Below are 19,014 nucleotides of genomic sequence, written 5' to 3'. Positions count from 1 at the left end.
TCAAGCGGCCAGCGGCCAGGGGCTGTTGACTTGGATGATGTGGGTAAACGGGCCGGTGTAATTATTCAGCGATTTGGCACTGCCCGTATCCCGGTACTCCTCGCTGCTGTAGGTGAGCGTTTTGGTGTTGTAGATCGTGACGAAATCCGAGCCGATGAGTCCGGCCGGGGCAACCGTCCGGTCGTTCTTGATGAGCCGTAGCGGGTAATAGAAAAACCGGATGTTGCCAAATACGCCCAGATAGCCGTTGCCATTGAGCATCTTCACCATCTTGTCGCGGGCAATTTCCCGGTCGGTGTACACGCCCGGCGAGGTATACCCGCCCGTTGCCCACATCCCGTTTTCCCGGCGGAGAGAGCCGTCCGCATCGCCCGTAAACCGGTTTTTCAAACCGCGCCCGACGTCGGCTTTCTGCTCCCAGTTGTCGCCATAGGTAGGGTTTTCCTTCACCATATCGGCCGTGCTGGCAATGGTCTGCACTTCCGTGGTGCCGTTGATCACCGCCTGATTGCCATAAAAGCTCCCGCACTCGAAAGCGACCGGTATGTTGGGATTGGTCTGGCGGCAGTACCACTCGAACATTTTCTGATCCTGCTCGACCCGGCGGCTGCGAAACTCATACCAGGCCTGGCGAATACCAGTACCCTTGAAGGTGCTCCAGAAGGATTCCCAGCTCGACCGGCTCGGCGTTGGAAACACGAGCTGCGCATCGGTCAGCGACTGATTGCCCAGCAGGTTGCGGACCCCGGCCAGCGTCCCGCCCCCCAGCGTATACAGCCAGGCTTTGAAGGCGTCCCGTTCGCTTTGCTCATTGCCGCCAAACTTGGCATCTTCCAGCGAATCCACCCGGGAGTTATAGCCCCCTTCGCCGGTATGGGTTCGACCCTGGGCCAAAAACCAGATCGGTGCGATGGCTTCCAGTTCCTGAATGGCCGGAATGACCATCTCGTCGTACAGGATGCGCTTGGGTGTTACGCCAGCCTGCCAGTTCGTCGTATCGCCAGTGTTGCGCCATGCCAGAAAACCATCATTCTGGCTCATGGACGGGGTGTAGTAGTACTGCTCCGTTCCCCCGTTGTTGGTATAGATTTCCGAGGTAGAATCGTTCACACTGCTGGGCATGGCGTGCCCTTTGTCGAACATCATCCCCATGTGAATGGCGCACTTCTTCCCCTTGACGACCGTAATCCAGTGGTAGACGTTCTTGAAAGCCGCCCAGGCAGCCGGGTTTTTGATGTCCTGGTAGTAGACGCTGAGTTTCGCGCCGGTTAACAGGCCCTCATCGAAGCCGACCCCCAGTTCGTCTTTCAGGTCGAGCATTTCCCCCGCGTAGGAAACGTGGTGCTTGACGGCGTAGACTTCCCGAATCGGCGCCAGGCGGGCACTCACGCCCGGCACCAGCGGCCCCAGTGATTGAATGCCCGCGAGGAATCCGTTAGCCAGCTTTCCGCTGCCGGTCGCATTCAGGTGTGTGCCGTCGGACAAATCCGTTGCCCGGTTGAGGGAACTGGCCGCGCCGACGTACTGCAGCACCCGGCCATTGGCCGCCCGGCCCGCTACAACGGTCGGAACGATGTCGTTGTACGTATTGACGCGCGCGTTGAAGGTGTCGTCTGATCGGGGTGGGATGTTCGAGACAATCAGTTTGACGTTCGATTTGGTCGCGTAGATCGTATCGATCAAATTCCCCAGTTCCCCCGCAGCATTGGACAGGTTGTAGGCCCCATTGTTGACGTTGTTGGTTCCGATCATCAGCACAATGATGTCCGGGTTGGCGGCATTGATCCAGCCCGCCACGCCATCGCGAATCTGGGCGATGGTATACCCCACGTGGCCTTCGTGCCGGGGATCATCAACCGTACCGGAACCTAAACTCCCCACCAGCGAGGAAACGATACCGGCATTGTCCAGCCCCGCTTTCAGGTTTTTTCGCATTACATTGTCCACCATTAGCGAATCCCCCAGCAGCATGATTTTGGCCCCGACGATCGGCGTGGGGGTTGTTCCGCCCCCGGTTCCCCCGCTGGCTGCGGAGATCGTGAAGGCCGTGCCGCCGTTGGGCGTGTTGGAGGAAGGGGGCGTAAAGGTGATGGTCTGGACCGGACCCAGTGTGTTTTTCTCCCGGATAAAGATGCGGTGGGGAATCTGATTCACCCCGGTTCCTCCGGTAGCCTCCCAGCGTCGGTGAATGCTCGTCCCGGCCAGGTTGACATCGACCGTGTTGGATACCAGGTCATACCAGACTTCCGACTGCCAGGAACCGGAGCCAGGACCGGAGCCAAAGTTTGAGCCGTTTTCGTCGGCACCCGATTCGGCTTCCAGCCAGATCTGCAGGGCTTTGCCAGCGGTCTGCGGCTCGAAGAAGGTCGAAAAGGATTTGTTGTTGACGTCGTAATTGAACCGCCCTAATTTTACCAGCAACTCCACGGTATAAATAGCGTGCCACTGGCCATCCTGGGGAGGAGCTCCGGCGGGTATGATGACATTCAGGACCTGATCCGTCCCGGTTTTTTGAAACTGGAGGGTTCGTTGTGCGGTGCTGGTGGGCAATGGGTCTTCCAACTGGTAGCCTTTGGCACCCGCCAGCAGGTTAGTCATCCCTGAGTTGTAAATGGCGTTTTTCCAGGAAGTTTCCGTGCTGAATTTGTACCGAACACCCGTTAGGTCCGTTACTTGTGCCCGGACATCCAGATACCCCTCACCGCCATCGGCCCAGTCCACCTGCAGGAAGTAATTCGAGACAGCCTGAGCGGCTACGGTGAACACCCCGGATTGCACAATCGATGTGCCAACGATCCGGACATCGTACCGATAGGACCCCGCCGGGGCGACGGTGCTGTAGGCCCGTTGGTAGCTGCTGTTACCGGAAACGAGCGGAGCGGAGCCGTAACTGGTCAGATTCCAGCCACCCCCCGACGTTTGCACAATGGCGACTTCCACGCCGTTGGGAGCATTGAAGACCACGGCGTTCACGATGGGCTTGCCATTGCTGTCGATGGTATGGGAAATCGACGAAATCGACGGATTGGGGGTTCCCGAGTCGCTTTTCTCGTAAATCGTCCGCGTATTGATGTTTTCAGAAGGGATGTTGACCGCCCGGCTGATGATGGGACCGCCTTCCACTTCCTGAAACTGAATTTCGTAATCGCCCGGCTGAACGCCGGAAAATCCCTCCGGTGAAGCGGCATTCAGCACTTTGTTGGTACCGTCGTCACTGTAGGAACCGTTTGCCATCACCTTCCAGCCACTGCCCCCGTAGACCGTCCCGGAAGCCCCCAGCAAGTTGACGCGCATGGGCCCCGAATCGACCACATTGGCCGTAATGACCAGACGCCGTTGCGGCTGGATGTAATCGTAATGAATTTTTGCAAACAGCAACGTATTGAGCGTACCGACCCGCTGCACTTTCAGCTTGAAGGTAGCCGTGGTCGAGGAGCCGTGTTCGTCCGTGGCCGTCAGTTGCAGCGGATACTCGAAAACGGTGGACAGGGAACCGCCCTCCCAGGGCAGCGCCGATACCAGAATGTGGCCACCCGACCACGCCATCCACGAAGGCAGGGCAAAACCGCCCTGGAGCGTCAGCACTTTTGTCACCGCGTCGCCATCGACGTCTGTTACCGACGGATTCAGGTCGTAATCCAGGGATTGCCCTTCCGTGCGAACGATGTCGGTAATGGTGCTGATGACCGGCGGGTGATTTATCACGGGGTAATCACCGAAGTCCTGCCATTCATTGAGCCTCAGCTGACCGGTATCGGACCTTTGCACCAGAATGGTACTGGCCTGAAAATCCTCCAGGTCGATTTTGATCGGTGAGGTCGCATCCACCGGAATCTGCCAGAAGCGTATCCCTGCCTTGTTAAAGTTTTGCTGGAACGACCCGGCGCTGATGCTGAGGTTTTCCCCGGCGATGACGAAGGCTCCCTGAAAATCGGCTGGATTGGCCGTATGGATGTAGCTAACGCGGTGGCGGGCTTTCTGCCCGTCCGTTTCCAGTCCGGCAAATCCGATGCAGGGTTGCAGTTCCGAGTCGGTGGCGAACGAATCGCCCAGGTTCAGGTTATTGATATTTTCCTGATTGCTGCCGGAGGATACCTGCGCGGTCTTGCCGGTAAACAGATTCACCTGACCCGGAAATACGACGCCGGGTTGGGTACCGGTCGCCAGCGTAAAGTCTTCCTGAATGGCCCCCGAACCCACTTTCAGCTCGGCCCGAACGGTATAGTCCCCATCGACGGCCCCCTGAAACGTAAATTCGTAGGTGCGATCGGCTACTTTGACCATGTCAAAAAATGACGCATCGGTAAAGCCGGATCCAGCCAGTCCCTGTTTGATCCGGATGCCCTCCGGGCCGCCTTCGCCTTTCAGCGTCCATTTCAGACTGGTACCCGTGCGCTGGCCTGCCAGTTCTTCCAGGTAGCGGGAAATCGAAGCGGATTGGACCGTAAAACCGACCGTGATGGCTTTGCGAATTCCGGCCGCGCTGATCCCCGTCACGGTTACGACGTAGTTACCGCTGGTGGTGGGCGTCCCGTAAATCCGGCGAGTCGCGTTGTTGAAGACGAGTCCGGCCGGAAGGTCTTTCACCTCGTATTCGTTGGCATTGCTCCAGGCGACGAGCTCATAGATGTAGGCGGTTCCGACCGTCAGGGTCTGGGTCAGAATCCCGCCCGTCGGTGGGGTCGGCACGGCCGAGCCACCGGTCCATCCGGCGAGCAGATCGGGTGGGATTCGGTAGGATTTACGGATTCCGCCTTCATTGCGGGAGATAATAACCTCGTCACCCTCCATAAACGCAGTTACCGCCGGAAAATCGAGCAGTTTCGATTTCTTCTGTTTCTGAATTCGTTTCCGGGGAATGCCATCCGTAATGACCAGCTTTTCGGTCAGTACAAAATCGACCTCGGTGGTTACCTCTTCAAATTCGGGAGCTTCGAAGCCGAAGGCGTCGATTACCTCACCGGTTCTGCGTCCGTTTTTTGCTGCCACATCAAGTGTTACTTTTCCATTGGTTAATCCAAACGTGTAGGTTCCGTTGATCCGGTATTCGTCGGCGGTACCCCGGCCCGTCACCGCGTATACCGGGTAGGTCTGGCCGGAAACAAACGGCTGCCCGTTGTAGTCGTCAAAAACGGGCGACTCCTGCCAGGTGGCATTGTCCAGGGAGTATTCCCAGATGATGCCGTTGACGACATCCGAAACCGGGTTTTCAATTACAATCTGGTTCTCGTTCATCTATTTAATCTTTAAGCCGAAGGCGTTCAACAGGCGGGTAGTCGGTTGGATGTACTTGAGGATGCCCGCATCTTTGACTTTCAGGACGAGTTGTTCGGGCGCACCGGGCGGCAAAACAGCGTGCCCCTGCCCATCCGTCATGCCGACGCGAATGCCGGGTAGGAGCGGGCTACCCAACAGCTGATTGGCAATGCGTTTGTCAATGAGGGCCTTTAGAAGCTCGTTACCCGCTTTGCTTTTTCCGGGACCGGCACTAGCCAGGTTATCCTCGTTGTCATCCATGGGGATCAGGACACCGTCCTGGGTTTCCCAATACCCCATCACATCAATCGCTCCGGCCACCTGACCGGGGATTTCTACCGCCCGAACCCGGGCGATTTGCGAAAAGTCGCCGATGGAGTGGGATAGAATCAGCATCCGGATGGGCTGATTGGAAGCATCCCGGATTTCCGGAAATACCAGCACGTCCAGGGGGCGGATGGGCTCCACACAAAAAAGATCCCCTTCAAAGCCGCGCCGAATGGCTCCCGTCAGGGCCAACCGTTCGTAGGCGAGAATCTGCGCCAGCGGTTTCGACTCATGGAAGGTGCTGGGACGGGTTTGCCATTTGCTGGTCGCGACGCTGCTTTCAACCCGGCGCATCGCCCCGGTGCGAAACCGGTAGTAGGTATTTTTGATGGCCACCGGCGGAAAGCCTGCGGCTGTCAGGTACTCTCTTTTGGCACTGCGCTGATCGGCCAGGGTCAGAGTGGTTTCGTCAACCGAGCGGACGGGGTCCGTGGTTTGCAACGCAGCGATGTAGCGTTCCCCTTTCAGCGGCTCTTTGCTGGAATCCCGGCGGGAGAGTCGCACATCCCTGATTTCGATCTGAGGAGACGGCGTAGCCAGCTGGCCGTCGAGCCGACGGCCGCGAAAGAAAGCGATTTGCAATTTGTACGCTCCTGAATCGGGTACCTCGGGCATTTCAATCTCCACGTTGATTCCCCGGGTGGGTTTGGCCTTCTGGATTTTGTCACCATCCGGATAAAAATTGTCGTGGGTATAGTAGTAGGAGAATCGGCCCCGGTCTTTCCAGGTCCCGTCGTTTTGCAGATAAAAAGTGGTTTTGGCGGTTGTTGCCGATATCTGCAACTTCACGCCCCGCGTATTGCGGTTGATGTAGGTCAGTGACAGTTTCCACAAATCGGCTTCCAGGGTGGTTCCGTTCCGGCTGGGTACTTCGATATAGGGCGACGCAATGTTGATAAGATCAATTTTGGTTTCGTTTGTGTCGGAGTAGCCATCGATCTGCAAGGCGTACGGATTATCAACCGTTCCCTCACCGATCCGCCGGGCCTGAATGCCCGGTTGCCGGGGGGTGAAGCCGGTTGGAAGCAGGCCCGTTACGTCCGAAAAATCACCGTTGGGCATTTCGTTCCGGTCATCTCCGTACGCGACGGCAACCTCCGCCCGGTGGTAAATGGGCTCGAAAAACAGGGATCCACCCTGCAACGGCAACCCATCCGCGTCTTTGTCAATTCGGCGGTCGATCCGCTCGGTGATGAGCCACTGGCCGACGGGCGGAGTTCCGCTGAGCAAACTGCCGTTATCCCGCCACTGGATGTATTCCGGATTGAAACCAATGGGCGCGTTGGTGATCGGGTGGGAAAACTGCCCCCAGCGGCTGATCCGAAACGCGCCGTCCTGCTGGCAGAGCCGGGCACCCATCGATTGCAAAATGGTTTTCAGGGCATCGTAACACGATTTGCCCTGAAAAAGCTGCTCATCGTGTTTGAGATAGACCAGGGGCGAAAACGGAGCTGCCGGAGCTACGCCCGGTGTTGGCAACTGATTGGCTTCTTCGGCAAGCGGCAAGCTGGTATAAATCGGTAGATCATACCCCACGTGCGCCAGACAATGTTGCAGCGCTTCGTTGGTATTACCGATGCCCCGCCGGATGGCTTTCGTCGGGTAGCTGCTGTAGGGAATATTTTTCAGGGATGCCAGCCCGCACGATGCTGTAATTTGAACGACGTACGGGGCCTGGGTGTAGGGCTCTTTTACATCCCAGGCGGAAACCCAGCCGGTAAACAGGTTCTTGTCATACGACAGACCGCTGTTAACCGACTCGTCGATGGTGATCCAGAAATCCCGCTCCGAATTGGAGTAGACAGCTTCCAGCGCAAAGTGATCATCGACCACCAACTGGATTTGGGCTTTCCGGCCCACAATAGCACCGAATAACTCTTCCCCGTCGGATACGGATTCAATCGTTACCACCGATTCCGCCGTCAGGATGTGATCCTCCGGCCGGTGCATCTCGAACGGGTTGCCATCGTAACCCTTCTGGTACAGGTGGATCCGGCGAAGATTTCCCGGCCGATAGGTGCCCGCGACCGGGTCCAGGATATCAACCGGATAATAATCTGCCCAGAAACGAAGGTTATAGCCCGTCATCTTATCCGAAATTGATTTTGCTTTTTTCAGCCCGGCGTAAAACCGTAAGGAGTTCCGAGCCTTGCGCCCTGAATTCACCCTCCACCAGAATGCGCTGGGTATAGGCCGCTGGTGTCAGGTTGTTGTAGGGGCGGCTCGGTAAATTTTTCCGGAGCCGATCGTCGATGGTTTGGGAAATCAAAGGACTCAGCATACTCTTGAGCGTCCGGAGCGGACTGATGACTTCGGGGTTGCCGGTACGGGCGGAGGGGTATTCACCCACCAACCCCAATGTCGCCCCCCGGACGATGCCCCCGTTGGCAAAGGCTTTGGCACCACCGCTGGATGCGAGTGCATTGACCGCCGAGGCACCGGCGATCATGATGCCTCCGGTAATAATTTTCTTCACCCCGGTTGCCGCCGTCAGCGGATCGAGTAAAAGCAGTGAACCGACTTTGATCAGGCCCGCACCAATCTTTTTGACGTATTCCGCCAGCATGCCGACGATTCCCTTCAGCAGATTGCCAAACGCATCGCCTTTGCTGGCTATGGATTCGCCCAGGGCTTCAAACAGACCGACGGCTACCGTTTCCTTGATGGAGGCAAAGCCTTCTTTGAATACCCCGACCACGTTGGTGAAAGACTCGGCAATCCGGGCGGTTTCGTCGGTGGTCAGGATGCCGTTTTTCAACGCTTCCTTAACCTGGTCGAGTCCCAGCGAACTCAGGACTTCAGTAGTATTTTTCCCCAACCCGCTGTCGTTGACCAGACCATTCATGGCCTTTTGGAAATCGGCCATAGCGGAAAATTTCCGGATGGCGGAATCGATGTTGGTATCGCCCCCCTCGGCGGCTTTCTGGTCCTGCGCTTTCTGGAACGCGTCTTTGACAGCCCCTTGCAGGTTGGAGACCACCGTGGCGATGTTTTCCTGAGCGGACAGGGCGTGCCGGGTCATCGACAGTTTCCAGCCGTTGGTGACCGTTTTCCAATACGCATCGGACTGCCTCCCGATTTTGTCTGGTGTTTCGAACAGCCGGTCCTCCTGCTTCATCCCCAGCCAGCCCTTCAGTTCCTCCCGGTGCGCACGCAGGAAAGCGGGTGGTTCGATGCCCCGGTATTGGTCCTGAAACTGCTTGATCCGGCGCTCGACGTCATCGAGTTCTTTCTCCAGTTCAGTCTTTTCCCCCTTTCCGGGTTTGGGAGTGCGGGCGAAATCCTGAACGGTGGGCGCAAGGGGTGCAGTACCGGCAATCGGGTCCGGTGGGGCCATCCCGCTGGTGGCCTGGGCTTCCTTTTTGGCCCCGGCCACCGCTACTTTCATGGTATCGGCTGCCGATGTAATGTCGTTCAAACCGGCCCGGATGGATGCTCCGAAATCCCTGGCCCCGAATTGCTCTACAAACGCGGCAAACAGTTCACCGACATAAGCGATCGATTTGGACGTTAGGCCAATGATGCCGTTCCAGATGCTGACGGTGATGTTCTGCAACCCTTCCATCAGCTTGCTCCAGTCGAGCGTTAGGATGCCCGTCAACACTTTGAAAATGCCGGTCAAAACGCCCCCGGCGACGTTGAAAATCTCGGTCAGCGTACCGAACAGAAATTTTGCCTGGGGAATCAGAAACCCTTTGAAGGTATTCCAGGCGGTCATCATGAGGGCGACCCCGGCTTTGAATACGCCGGTGACCAGATCAAAGGCGGAGGAAACCAGTCCCGTAAACGTCGACCAGACGCCCGAATCGGTAAAGGTTTTCTGGGCGGCTTCCCAGTAGACCTTCAGTTTGTCCCAGTTGGCCATGATAAACATGGCAGCTCCGGCAACGGCCGTCACCGTCAGCGCAACGGGACCACCCAGAGCGGCAAAGCCAATTTTTACAACGGGGAGCAGTCTGATCAATGAGCCGATGGCGAGGGTCAGCGGCCCCAGGGCCGTAGCCAGTCCGGTGACGAGAAAAATGGCTTTCTGAACCGAATCGGGCAGGGCTTTAAATTTGCCCGCCCAGTCGCCCAGCACATCGCCCAGGCCGCTTAGCTTGTCAGTCAGACCGAACAGCCGATCGGCGGAAGCACCGATTTCGTAAGACCCGATTTTGAGACCGTCGGTAAAGTTCTCCCAGGCAACCTGCGGCCCGACAATCGCGCGGGGTAATTTGGAAAGACCGGTGACGACCTTGGTCGTGAACTCATCAGCACTGATGCCCAGCTTTTGCAGGCTCTGTGTGTCAGTGGTTCCGAACACATCTTTCATGATCTGCCGAATCTGCGGCATGCGCTCGGCAATCTGGTTGATTTCTTCGGCCTGAATCGAACCTTTGGATTTGATCTGCTGGAAGGCCAGCGAGACTCCCTGTAGTTCGGCCTTGCCTTTGCCCGCCAGGGTCAAAGCGTTGCCAAATTCCATCACCGCCGATTTGGCCAGATTCGCATCGTATTGAACCGCCCGAAGACCCACCACGGACCCGGCCGCTTCTTCCAGACCCAGACCCGGCGCTTTGGCAATTTTCTGGATGTCCTGTAACGTAATGCCGTAGGCTTCCCCGGCATTCTTGAGCTGGGTGATGCTGGCGTAGTTCCTGGCGATCATACCCAACCCAATGGCCAGCGGCCCGGTGAGACCGACCGTCAGACTCCGCCCAACCGATTGGAAATCGTCCGCTAATCTGCCCAGTCCTTTGCTGAACACCGCCCGCTGCCGATCCTGCGCCTTGTAAAAAGACGCCAGATCATTGTTCATGGAAGCGACCGAATTGCGCACCGCGCCCGAAACGCCTTTCATGGCGTTCAGAAAATCGGTGGTGATCGCTCCCAGTCGGATGTTGACAGCTCCGGCTCCAGTAGCAGACATGATCAAGTAGTTACGGTAGTACGGTTGAAACGGCGGTCGAGTTTTTCCGACAGCTTCCTGGGCAGTTCGACGGCCCCTTTGTCCTTTTTCGAGGGTTTCCACCGTTTCCTCGGCGGCTCCTCATCGGACAGCAGGTAGAAGTCGCTGCGCTTGGCCGGGCCTTTGGTAAAATCCCGGTTCGCGCTCGTGTTGTAGAGTGTGGCCAGCAGTTCACCCTGAAAGTGTTTGCGCTCATCGTCCTTCAGAATGTAATGCGCTTTCATCAGTTCGAAATCCGCGGGCCGCAGCTCCCAGAATTCATCGGGTTTGAGACCCAGCACCCGGATCGCCAGCTCGTATTCGGCCCTTAGGGCTTCTTTGCGGCTTAGGACTTTTTGGCGCTGGCGGGGACGGGTTTGGCGCTTTCCACGCTTTTGGCGATGGCGCTGTACTTTTGGATCGCCAGCCCGATAAACCCCATGGCTTCCGTACCCAATTGGAAGACCTCGCCCACATCGTCGGGTGACATCGTAAAGAGGAAGTCATCCATCTGATCCAGCGAGAAACCTTCCGGAAGAGGGTTGTTTCCGGCGACCAGGGCGGCAAACAGCAGGACGGGGATTTGCTCGAACCCGTTGAGTTTATCAAATTCTTCCATGTCCACGGATTGAGCCAGGACGGCCATCGTGCGGAAGGTGAAGGCAAACGTTACCGGAGTTCCGTTTGCCATTTTGGTGATCTTGGATTGCAGAAACATTGAAGTGGTGGTTAGGTGGGAATCAGCGTGGTGTACTTCAGGGGTTACGCATCCACGGTATCAACCGTGATTGGCTCGGAGCCTTCCAGCGTCAGGGAGTATTTGGACGCTTCGCCCTGGTTTCCGTTCAGCTCAAATTCGGTAATGAATGCTTTGCCGAGCCAGATGGGATCCCCTTCGAACTCCGTTCCGAACTGGATTTCGATGATGGTTTTGCCAGCATGCCATTCGTAGGCCTTTTTCACCGAGATGTTCAGGGCCTCAGCCGCCGGGTTGAAGATCCGGTTGAAACCACCCGTCGAAATAGTCCACGAAGCCGCTTTGCCACTGGGCTTCTTGCCCGAAAAAGCACGGCAATTGACCTCGAAAGATTCAATCGACGATTTGAAGCTAAAGGAGTCCATACACCCCCATTTGATGAAGGTTGAGCCTACCTTGGCGTAGAGGTATATCTCGTCACCTGCTACGTTTTCATCGGTTCTTGCTGCCATGTTTATACAGAATTACGGTGTTAAAATTTGACCCAGAATGTTCCAGCGTAGTGATTTGCCATGCAGTTTCAGCGTGTCGTCATACCCGGCCTGTCCTTCAGTGCCGGTAAAAAACCGGACGGAAATTCCGGCCGCTACACCCCGGTAATTGTCCAGTGATTTGCGCACGGCCCGAAGCGTCAGAATCATTTTGTCGAAATCAGGGCTGATGACGCCGATCTCGATGGTACCGCTGAATGACCCCCGGGCGTCGCGGCAATTCAGGGGGGTAACCTCCTCGGTATCGTACCAGGCGGCTGTCGTCGACTGGCCCTGCGGAACCAGGTTTGGAAACACGTTCTCGCCGATCTGGGCCGTGACGCCCGGATCGTTGGTCAGAATGTGGTAGATCGCATCTCCAATCATCGGCTGCTGTACGGGCGGCTGGCCAGAAAAGCCTCGGCCCGTTTGATGAGCACTCCGCCCAGTTGTTTGACTACCCCGGAAAAAGTCCGATCGTAGGTTCGTTTGATGAAATCATTTCCCCGAGTGTTGATCTGTCCGGCTTTCCCACCGCCCGAAACGGGCCGGGTGATAAAGTGCGTTCGCCAGCCTACTTTGCCCGATTTCATGCTGACCCCAACGTACGCGACTGGACCTGTGTCGAGATAAAGCACCTTGATGCGCAGGTCGCGCCGGGTTGCTCCGCCCCGTCGGTACTCATTGGAACGGGACGATTTGCCGTACCGAAGGGAGATCCGTTCGCGTCCGTAATTGCCGATCGGAGCCTCCTGCCGGGCTACGCGAAGCATGGGCTTGACCGCTTCCCGCAGCGCCCCACCGACTACGCCTTTCGGGTAAATGGCGGAGGCTCGTTCCAACCGAATGACCAGCTGGTGGGCCTGGCTGAAATCCGCTTTGACCCGGAACATTTAATCGTGCCTTCGGCATTTAATCGCTAGCAGGTGGTTTCGTCCTACCGGCGCGATGTGCTGGATGTCGAAGGTGTCACCGTCGGATACCAGTCGCCATTTCACCGTAATGTCCGATCGGTACCGGATCGTAAACGTGACCAGACTAACGGCCGTTAGCCGTTTGCTGCCTTCGACCTTCTCATCCGCTCCGCCGGTCTCGTCCGTTCGGGCGGCCCAGATGGCGGGCAGGTCTTCGAACGTATCGATCACCTGCCCGGAGCCGGACTTGGTTTCAGTCGGTCGCTGCGGAATGACCTGCCGGTCCATCTTGCCCGCCTGAAATCGTTTCTCTGCCATCAGAAGTGCATGAGTTTGTAGGGTTTCAGCAGATTCTCAACGGCTGAGGGTGCAGCTCGTTTGGAATCGGCCCGATTGTCATACCAGTCGGCCACGCAGAGCCTAATCACGACCGGCATGACCGGGGGTAGGGGCGTTGGCCCTGCCTTGAACCGGATCTCCACGCGATCGACGTTTTGCAGGACAAAAAGCGACTCATGGAAGTGAAGGGCGTTGTCGAACAGCTCAAAATCAAACCCTTCGACCAGTTCCGTTATTTCCGTTTCGCCCTTCACCTGGTACTCCACCCGGGTGATTTCGGTGACATACAGGCTGTCAAAACACCCGTTTTCAAAGCCGCGAAGCGTCACAACGAATTCCCGGTTGAAAATCGGCTGACAGCAAAAGTCTTCGATCCAACCCATCGCGGCCTGAATCAAAACCGGCACATCCGGATCATCATCGGCCACTTTCACCCACGAACACGCGTCTTCCAGCGACACCACGGTGGGAAGTGCAGCAGCAGGATCAGCGGGTTCGTGGGTGAAGGTGGTCATGATGGCTTCTTAGGGTTTCTTTCCAGATGCCCCTTTCCCCGTGGCGACTGTCTGGCTGGGATTGGCACGGGTTGAGGTATCGATTGGATCAGGTTCTGAATCGACAGTGTCCTGTGCGGTCTGGGCATCCGGGACGGATGCACTGGCGTTTTCGGCCGTACCGGATACCGCTGCCGTCGCCGTTTCAGCTTCGTTTTGCTGCTCGATCGCCAAACCGTGCCTGACCAGATCCGCCCCCACGATGGGGTCTACGTTGTCGACTTCCTGCCCTTGCGCGTAGGAGAATCCCAGACCTGAGCAGGAAGTCAATAGTTTGATTTTCATGGCGGATGTCGGTTAGGCGGCCGCGTGTTGCAGAAACTTGACGGCTCCCGCGTTGAGCAGCCGGGCATCCGTCCGCATAAAGCCGACGTAGGCCGTCTGGTTGTACTCCGCAAAACGCTCCGTCAACCGGGTGATCAGCGGCTGGGCTACATTCCGGATGATGTAGCGGCTGAAGTCGCCAAAGCCGACCGTTTTGGCCGAAGCCGCGATGTCAGCCAGATCATCATTGACGATGTACTGGTACCCCCAGATGGTATCCGGTGAACCTTTGGTGATGTCACCCATTTGCCAGATGTAGCGCCCCTGGCTGTCTTTCAGCTTGCGGACGGCTGCCAGCGTCAGGTCGTTGAGCGTGTATTTGGCGTTACGCCGGTAGGCCCGATTGACCGAGTGGAGAAGATCCAGCAGGTTATCGGCGGTAATGACGGTTGCGGCTACTCCCGTATTGAAGACGCCCGCGCTGGTCACAACTCCTTCGGGCTGGTTTACGCCCGTTCCCTTGGTGTAGTGCTCGTTCTGAATGCGGCCAAAGCGAATCCCCATCGCTTCGGTGATGAGCGCGCCCAGGTCAAAATCGGAGTCCTGAACCAGCGCGTTATCGACCTTGATCACATCCGAAGTGTAGGTGTAGGCACCGAACGTTTTGTTGCCAAAACCCAGGTCCGTCGAACCGGGCGTAGCGTCGGATCCGGCCGTCAGAATGCGGCCTTTTACGCCGGTGTCATCGACGGTGGGCCAGTCGACTGTAGCCCCGGTACCGGTGCCCCAGATGCGGCCCAGTTCCAGCATGCCGCCATAGGCTTTCAGGGCCACTTCCAGTTCCCGGCTGAATTCGCGTGGAACCAGATATCCCCCGGCAGCTCCGGAAGCGGCACTTTGGGCGCGCGAGTTGGCACCACTTTCAACGGCTTTCTGGAATTCACCCAGGGCCCGTTTTTCGGCTTCGTCCAGATCCGCAAACCCGTATCGTAAAAACGCATCGAAGGCCTGTGCATGGGCGGTCTCGGCCTGACTTTCAGACGCCTGATTGCGTTTTTCTGCTTCGACTTTTTCAGTGGCTTCCGCTACCGCCCGTTTGTCTGCCTCTTCCCGTTGCAGGAAGCGGATTTGGCGATCGAGGTCCTGAATGTCGGCATCGTGCAGGTCAAACGCCGTTCGCTCTTCAGCGGTAAACGACCGGGTGTTTTCGGTTTCGGCCTTGTCGATGAGGGCGCGTTGTTCGGCAACAATCCGACCCTTGCGCTCCTGAAGGGTTTTTAGTTTATCGGGCATAGTGATAAAGAATTTTGGTGGGCTCGGTTTTTGGCTTTGTACCAGGCCAGCTCATCACCCACGGAGCGCTGGTCGGTAGGGGTTGTATTGGGGTCGATGGGTACGCGGTTTAGATCTGATTCGTCGGTCGATTCGGGAGCAGTCTCCTCTGTTTCGGTTTCCGTCCCGGGAGTGGTTTCTGTCGACCGGGTTTCGGCTTCTTCCCAGGCTTCATAAGAGCGTTGGGCGGCATCAACCGAAACGGACGTTTGCAGGAACGCGGCCCGGGTGACCAGACTCAGATCAAGCAGGGCCTTGAACTTTTCGACAAAGCGGTATAGAACGCCATTGATCCGCTGCCAGCGGTCTTTCGCCGTCGTGTATTTGAAGGAATTGCCCCGGATGTCGCCCCGGCGCACCCATTCTGCGCAGTCGATGCCGATCGAGTTGTGCGGTTTAAGAATCCTGAATTTGACGCCTTCGGGCGTTGTTTCGAACCGGAGCGTTCCCGAATAGTTGGCCCCCAGCAATCGGTTTTCATCGTGATTGAACACCGCCAGCACTTCCGATACATCGCACCCGTCCATGGCAGTCGGTTCGATGACCTCGATGAACGGGCCTTTGTCTTTGTGCAGCAGTAGCCGGGAGGGCTTATTAAACGGGATACCCAACCCCACGAATTCAATGCCCCCGCCTTCCTCCACGGACCGGGTTTCAATGCCGATGTCGGTTACGTAAATCCGCTGTTCGATTAAATCCATGTTATTCGGTGGGCGGTTTTGGGGTGGAGGTGTCGGATTTCGGAGCGTTCCGGTGCGAATCGCCGGTGACTTTCGAAAAGCCGAGCTGGATGTAATAGTCATCCATGCCCGGATTGGTCGACGGGTTTTCGTTTTCCTTCCGCTTGATTTCGTTGGGAGTCAGGGAGCCGGAAGCAAAGCGGGCCTGGTAGAGCGTAGCGCGGGCCGCTGAGTCACCCCGGAGCAGGAAATCGAAATCGAAAACGATCTCCTTGATTTCCTTCTCGTCTTCGGCAATGAGTTTCATTTCGAACTCCTGCCGTATCCGTTCGGTCCAGGGTAAAATCGTATCAGTAACAAACTCTTTCGACTGGTGCTCGATGTTGTTGTTGGTGGCTTTATCGAGCTTGCCCAGTTTGTGCTGGGGCGTCCCGTAAATCCGGGCAATGTCCTCCACCTGAAAGCTGCGCGTTTCGATAAACTGCGCATCGTCGGGCGGAATCGAAATCCGGTTGTACTTCATGCCCGCTTCCAGCAGCAGCGGTTTGTGGGAATTGGCCAGGCCGCCGTACCGCTCGGCAAACTGGGTACGCAGCCGATCGACTACTTTTTGATCTTTCAGCACCTGATCCGTCTCCAGCGCTCCGGACATGTTACCGCCCTGACCAAAAAACCGCGCGCCGTATTCCTCAGCTGCTTTGGCCAGGCCAATGCTTTCGCGAAACAGAGCGATCGGGCTTTTGCCGATCACGCCGTCACTGCCCAGGCATTTGATGTGGATGATGTCCCGTTTTTCAACGAGTTCGCCGAAAACGAAATAGTAGAGGTACCGATTCCGGCCAGTATTCTGATACAAAGGGGTGCATTCGCCCTTTGTCAAAAACCGCAGGCCCAGCGGCTCCATGTACGGCCCCCGGATGATTTGGGCGTACCCATTTCCGTTCAGCAGGCAGGACGCCACCAGGGCAAACATGAACTCGTACCAGGTCATGAACTCATCCGGGGAACGAAAGAATAGTTGCTGGAGCAGATCCGTCCGGTCGATGTCACGACCGTTTTTGGTTTCCTTGTAAACCGCTTTGGGCAGCATGGCCACCGTATTCGCTATCAGATTGACGGCCCGGTAAACGGCGGAAACCTTCAGGGCGGTGTCGGAGGTGACGTTAACGCCTGCCAGCGCGTTGGGCTTGCCGCCCCCGGAAAGGTGGAGGTCATCCCAACTGGTCATGCCCGAGAGGGGAACGGCCGGATTTTCGAGGGAACGATGATGGGAGCTCGAAACGGGAAAAGCCGACCCCGTGGAAGAGTCGGCATTTGTTGTCTGTTCGGAAGAAAATAGTCCTTTGAAACTATTCCAGAGGTTCACATCGTCTGTACGCCTTTAAAGTGGGTGCGTAGCCGATGTAAAATTGCCGGGAATCAGAAGGGCAAAACAGTGACAGTTGTCACCTATTTTATTTTAAAACTAGAGCAAAACAAGATAGGAGAGGAATGTTGACCTTAAGCAGAATGTATTAAATTATGGTAAGTATTTGCTCTTAACCAGTACTTATTACGTTTAAGATCACTTCTGGATTATTGCGATGGCACTTTCGAAAAGAAGGTTTTTAGATTTCGGTAATCAAATACCTTGGTCAACGTAAAATTGAATAAAGGCATTTGTCCTCTTCTTAAATAAACCTCAGCTCCCAGTGAAACTCCTGGACTTTCTACTAGCGTTGCGTCAACATGGCAACGGAAATACAAGTTTCGAGATTGGTCGTATCTTGTTATTTCAGTGGCATTTCTCCTAACGGATGAGATAGGGAAATTGTAAACATTTAACCCTAGTTGAATAAAAGTTTTTAGATTAACTGAGTTGCCTGAATGGATATACATGAATCCTGTATAAATATTGTAGTTCCAGGATTGTATTTGAGTCTGAACTAGTAACGGAGTAAAAGTATAGAGACTATCTCTTCTCGAAGGAATAGTAATAGTATCAGATTGAATGTTGTGATTAGTAAACTTTAGGGTTCTTTTTTGAAAATCAATATAAATTCCAGTCATAATATAGAAATTGTATTTATTTGAAGGGTGGTTCATTCTCAAATTTTGCAAACCACTAATGCTAAACCCGATATTTTCCGTTACAGACTCTCGGAATGAATTATACTGGCCTTTCGCAATTGTGATACTGTCAGTTTGTCCTCTTTTGAAAACTCGATCTGTAAAAGCTAGGCGGTATAGGGAGTCTCTTGAGCTAAAAAAACGATTCTTTTCAAAGGTTATGTACAGTTGTTGGTTCTTAGGTTGAGTATTATTGAGAGGAATTAAAAATGAAGTTCTGAAATAGAGGTCTTTTGCCTTGATTCCATCAAGAAGATCGAAATTAGTTCCTACAAAAAACCAGTACTCATTGTCTGCATTATCCAATTCAGGGCGCGGTTTGATATAAATTTCAGCCTCGGTTTCTCCATTTTTTTTAAGTGCCAAGTCTTTATTGGCTGCGTCTAAAGCCGTAAGCTTCAATACTAGTCGTCTATCATTTTTAGTATCACGAGTAAAGGAGACCTTAAATTCAGCAATTTGTTCCTTTGTATCGTCTTTTATTACATAGGTTGGGTCGTTGGAAATCATAATACCTGTAACATCCGATTTTGCAGGGTCAACTGAAAAAATAACCTTTGATCCCTTTTTTCCAGGTTGTTTGGGAATCTTGACTTTGGCAGTATAGCTTGACACCTCTGAACCAGAAGCTATTGTGTCTTTAACAATTTCAAATGAAACGGCTAAAGTATCGGCCGCAAAACAGTTTGTTACCTGTAATAAACTGACAACCAGGAGTAGGTAAAATGATTTCATAATTTATAGGAATTAGACTGAGTTTATGGTGCGTACAAGTTTGGTCTGTAATGATAATGAAATGACGAATGGCATGTCAGAAAATTCAGCCGCTCCCAGCTGTTCCAGGCAGGAAAATAGCCTATGGATTTAATGGTTATCGGAAATGAATTATATGATTCCAAAAAAGTAGAATTTGCATTAGACAGACAATGGGGAATTTCCCGTATTTTTTTCAGATCTTTTATCTTCTTTAATTTAGAAGGCTTTTGTATACTGATTTAAGCTTGGTTCACTCTGATTTAAACAGAGTCTATTACTCTATCAGACCAATTTGTAGTCGTTCAGTAAATGATTGTAGGAAGCTG

General features: G+C 54.9%; 15 protein-coding genes. All 15 read right to left on the bottom strand.

Features of this window, described 5'->3' with window-relative positions; translation table 11 throughout:
* On the bottom strand, positions 1-5,235 hold the full coding sequence (locus F0P93_RS05760; protein WP_150875338.1) for a putative Ig domain-containing protein: 5,235 nt from the start codon (positions 5,233-5,235) through the stop codon (positions 1-3).
* Complete coding sequence (locus tag F0P93_RS05755) at positions 5,236-7,671, bottom strand: hypothetical protein (protein WP_150875336.1); 2,436 nt, start codon at positions 7,669-7,671, stop codon at positions 5,236-5,238.
* A 1-nt stretch (position 7,672) separates the two neighbouring features.
* Positions 7,673-10,495, bottom strand: coding sequence for a tape measure protein (locus F0P93_RS05750; protein WP_150875335.1), 2,823 nt, complete (start codon positions 10,493-10,495; stop codon positions 7,673-7,675).
* A 2-nt stretch (positions 10,496-10,497) separates the two neighbouring features.
* Positions 10,498-10,821, bottom strand: a complete 324-nt coding sequence (locus F0P93_RS05745) for a phage tail assembly chaperone (protein WP_255471985.1) — start codon at positions 10,819-10,821, stop codon at positions 10,498-10,500.
* A gap of 38 nt (positions 10,822-10,859) precedes the next feature.
* Positions 10,860-11,231, bottom strand: a complete 372-nt coding sequence (locus tag F0P93_RS05740) for a hypothetical protein (RefSeq protein ID WP_150875331.1) — start codon at positions 11,229-11,231, stop codon at positions 10,860-10,862.
* A gap of 44 nt (positions 11,232-11,275) precedes the next feature.
* Positions 11,276-11,722: a phage tail protein gene (locus F0P93_RS05735; protein WP_150875329.1), complete on the bottom strand. Its 447-nt coding sequence runs from the start codon at positions 11,720-11,722 to the stop codon at positions 11,276-11,278.
* Between the two features lie 12 nt (positions 11,723-11,734).
* Positions 11,735-12,127: a DUF3168 domain-containing protein gene (locus F0P93_RS05730; protein ID WP_150875327.1), complete on the bottom strand. Its 393-nt coding sequence runs from the start codon at positions 12,125-12,127 to the stop codon at positions 11,735-11,737.
* Positions 12,124-12,633, bottom strand: a complete 510-nt coding sequence (locus F0P93_RS05725) for a hypothetical protein (protein ID WP_150875325.1) — start codon at positions 12,631-12,633, stop codon at positions 12,124-12,126. Before F0P93_RS05725 ends, F0P93_RS05730 begins: the two co-directional genes overlap by 4 nt.
* Positions 12,634-12,972, bottom strand: a complete 339-nt coding sequence (locus F0P93_RS05720) for a phage head closure protein (protein ID WP_150875324.1) — start codon at positions 12,970-12,972, stop codon at positions 12,634-12,636. It lies immediately after the preceding gene.
* On the bottom strand, positions 12,972-13,508 hold the full coding sequence (locus F0P93_RS05715) for a head-tail connector protein (protein WP_150875322.1): 537 nt from the start codon (positions 13,506-13,508) through the stop codon (positions 12,972-12,974). The genes F0P93_RS05720 and F0P93_RS05715 overlap by 1 nt, the downstream gene beginning before the upstream one ends.
* Before the next feature lie 9 nt (positions 13,509-13,517).
* A complete protein-coding gene (locus F0P93_RS05710; protein WP_150875321.1) occupies positions 13,518-13,832 on the bottom strand; it encodes a hypothetical protein in 315 nt (104 codons plus the stop codon).
* Positions 13,833-13,844: 12 nt separating this feature from the next.
* Entirely contained in the window at positions 13,845-15,104 is a 1,260-nt protein-coding gene (locus tag F0P93_RS05705; protein ID WP_150875319.1) for a phage major capsid protein, read from the bottom strand.
* Entirely contained in the window at positions 15,089-15,844 is a 756-nt protein-coding gene (locus F0P93_RS05700; RefSeq protein ID WP_191908732.1) for an HK97 family phage prohead protease, read from the bottom strand. The genes F0P93_RS05705 and F0P93_RS05700 overlap by 16 nt, the downstream gene beginning before the upstream one ends.
* 1 nt (position 15,845) lies before the next feature.
* On the bottom strand, positions 15,846-17,051 hold the full coding sequence (locus F0P93_RS05695) for a phage portal protein (RefSeq protein ID WP_150875316.1): 1,206 nt from the start codon (positions 17,049-17,051) through the stop codon (positions 15,846-15,848).
* Positions 17,052-17,398: 347 nt separating this feature from the next.
* Positions 17,399-18,667: a hypothetical protein gene (locus F0P93_RS05690; protein WP_150875314.1), complete on the bottom strand. Its 1,269-nt coding sequence runs from the start codon at positions 18,665-18,667 to the stop codon at positions 17,399-17,401.
* Positions 18,668-19,014: the final 347 nt, after the last annotated feature.

The organism is Larkinella humicola, from assembly GCF_008727875.1.
GTDB classification, from domain to species: domain Bacteria; phylum Bacteroidota; class Bacteroidia; order Cytophagales; family Spirosomataceae; genus Larkinella; species Larkinella humicola.
This window is presented reverse-complemented; position numbering and strand designations above follow the sequence as displayed.

What these genes read in the sequence shown, in the direction of transcription:
- F0P93_RS05760 (WP_150875338.1), bottom strand. Translation starts at nt 5,235, where the DNA reads ATGAACGAGAACCAGATTGTAATTGAAAACCCGGTTTCGGATGTCGTC.
- F0P93_RS05755 (WP_150875336.1), bottom strand. Translation starts at nt 7,671, where the DNA reads ATGACGGGCTATAACCTTCGTTTCTGGGCAGATTATTATCCGGTTGAT.
- F0P93_RS05750 (WP_150875335.1), bottom strand. Translation starts at nt 10,495, where the DNA reads ATGTCTGCTACTGGAGCCGGAGCTGTCAACATCCGACTGGGAGCGATC.
- F0P93_RS05740 (WP_150875331.1), bottom strand. Translation starts at nt 11,231, where the DNA reads ATGTTTCTGCAATCCAAGATCACCAAAATGGCAAACGGAACTCCGGTA.
- F0P93_RS05735 (WP_150875329.1), bottom strand. Translation starts at nt 11,722, where the DNA reads ATGGCAGCAAGAACCGATGAAAACGTAGCAGGTGACGAGATATACCTC.
- F0P93_RS05730 (WP_150875327.1), bottom strand. Translation starts at nt 12,127, where the DNA reads ATGATTGGAGATGCGATCTACCACATTCTGACCAACGATCCGGGCGTC.
- F0P93_RS05725 (WP_150875325.1), bottom strand. Translation starts at nt 12,633, where the DNA reads ATGTTCCGGGTCAAAGCGGATTTCAGCCAGGCCCACCAGCTGGTCATT.
- F0P93_RS05720 (WP_150875324.1), bottom strand. Translation starts at nt 12,972, where the DNA reads ATGGCAGAGAAACGATTTCAGGCGGGCAAGATGGACCGGCAGGTCATT.
- F0P93_RS05715 (WP_150875322.1), bottom strand. Translation starts at nt 13,508, where the DNA reads ATGACCACCTTCACCCACGAACCCGCTGATCCTGCTGCTGCACTTCCC.
- F0P93_RS05710 (WP_150875321.1), bottom strand. Translation starts at nt 13,832, where the DNA reads ATGAAAATCAAACTATTGACTTCCTGCTCAGGTCTGGGATTCTCCTAC.
- F0P93_RS05705 (WP_150875319.1), bottom strand. Translation starts at nt 15,104, where the DNA reads ATGCCCGATAAACTAAAAACCCTTCAGGAGCGCAAGGGTCGGATTGTT.
- F0P93_RS05700 (WP_191908732.1), bottom strand. Translation starts at nt 15,844, where the DNA reads ATGGATTTAATCGAACAGCGGATTTACGTAACCGACATCGGCATTGAA.
- F0P93_RS05695 (WP_150875316.1), bottom strand. Translation starts at nt 17,051, where the DNA reads ATGACCAGTTGGGATGACCTCCACCTTTCCGGGGGCGGCAAGCCCAAC.
- F0P93_RS05690 (WP_150875314.1), bottom strand. Translation starts at nt 18,667, where the DNA reads ATGAAATCATTTTACCTACTCCTGGTTGTCAGTTTATTACAGGTAACA.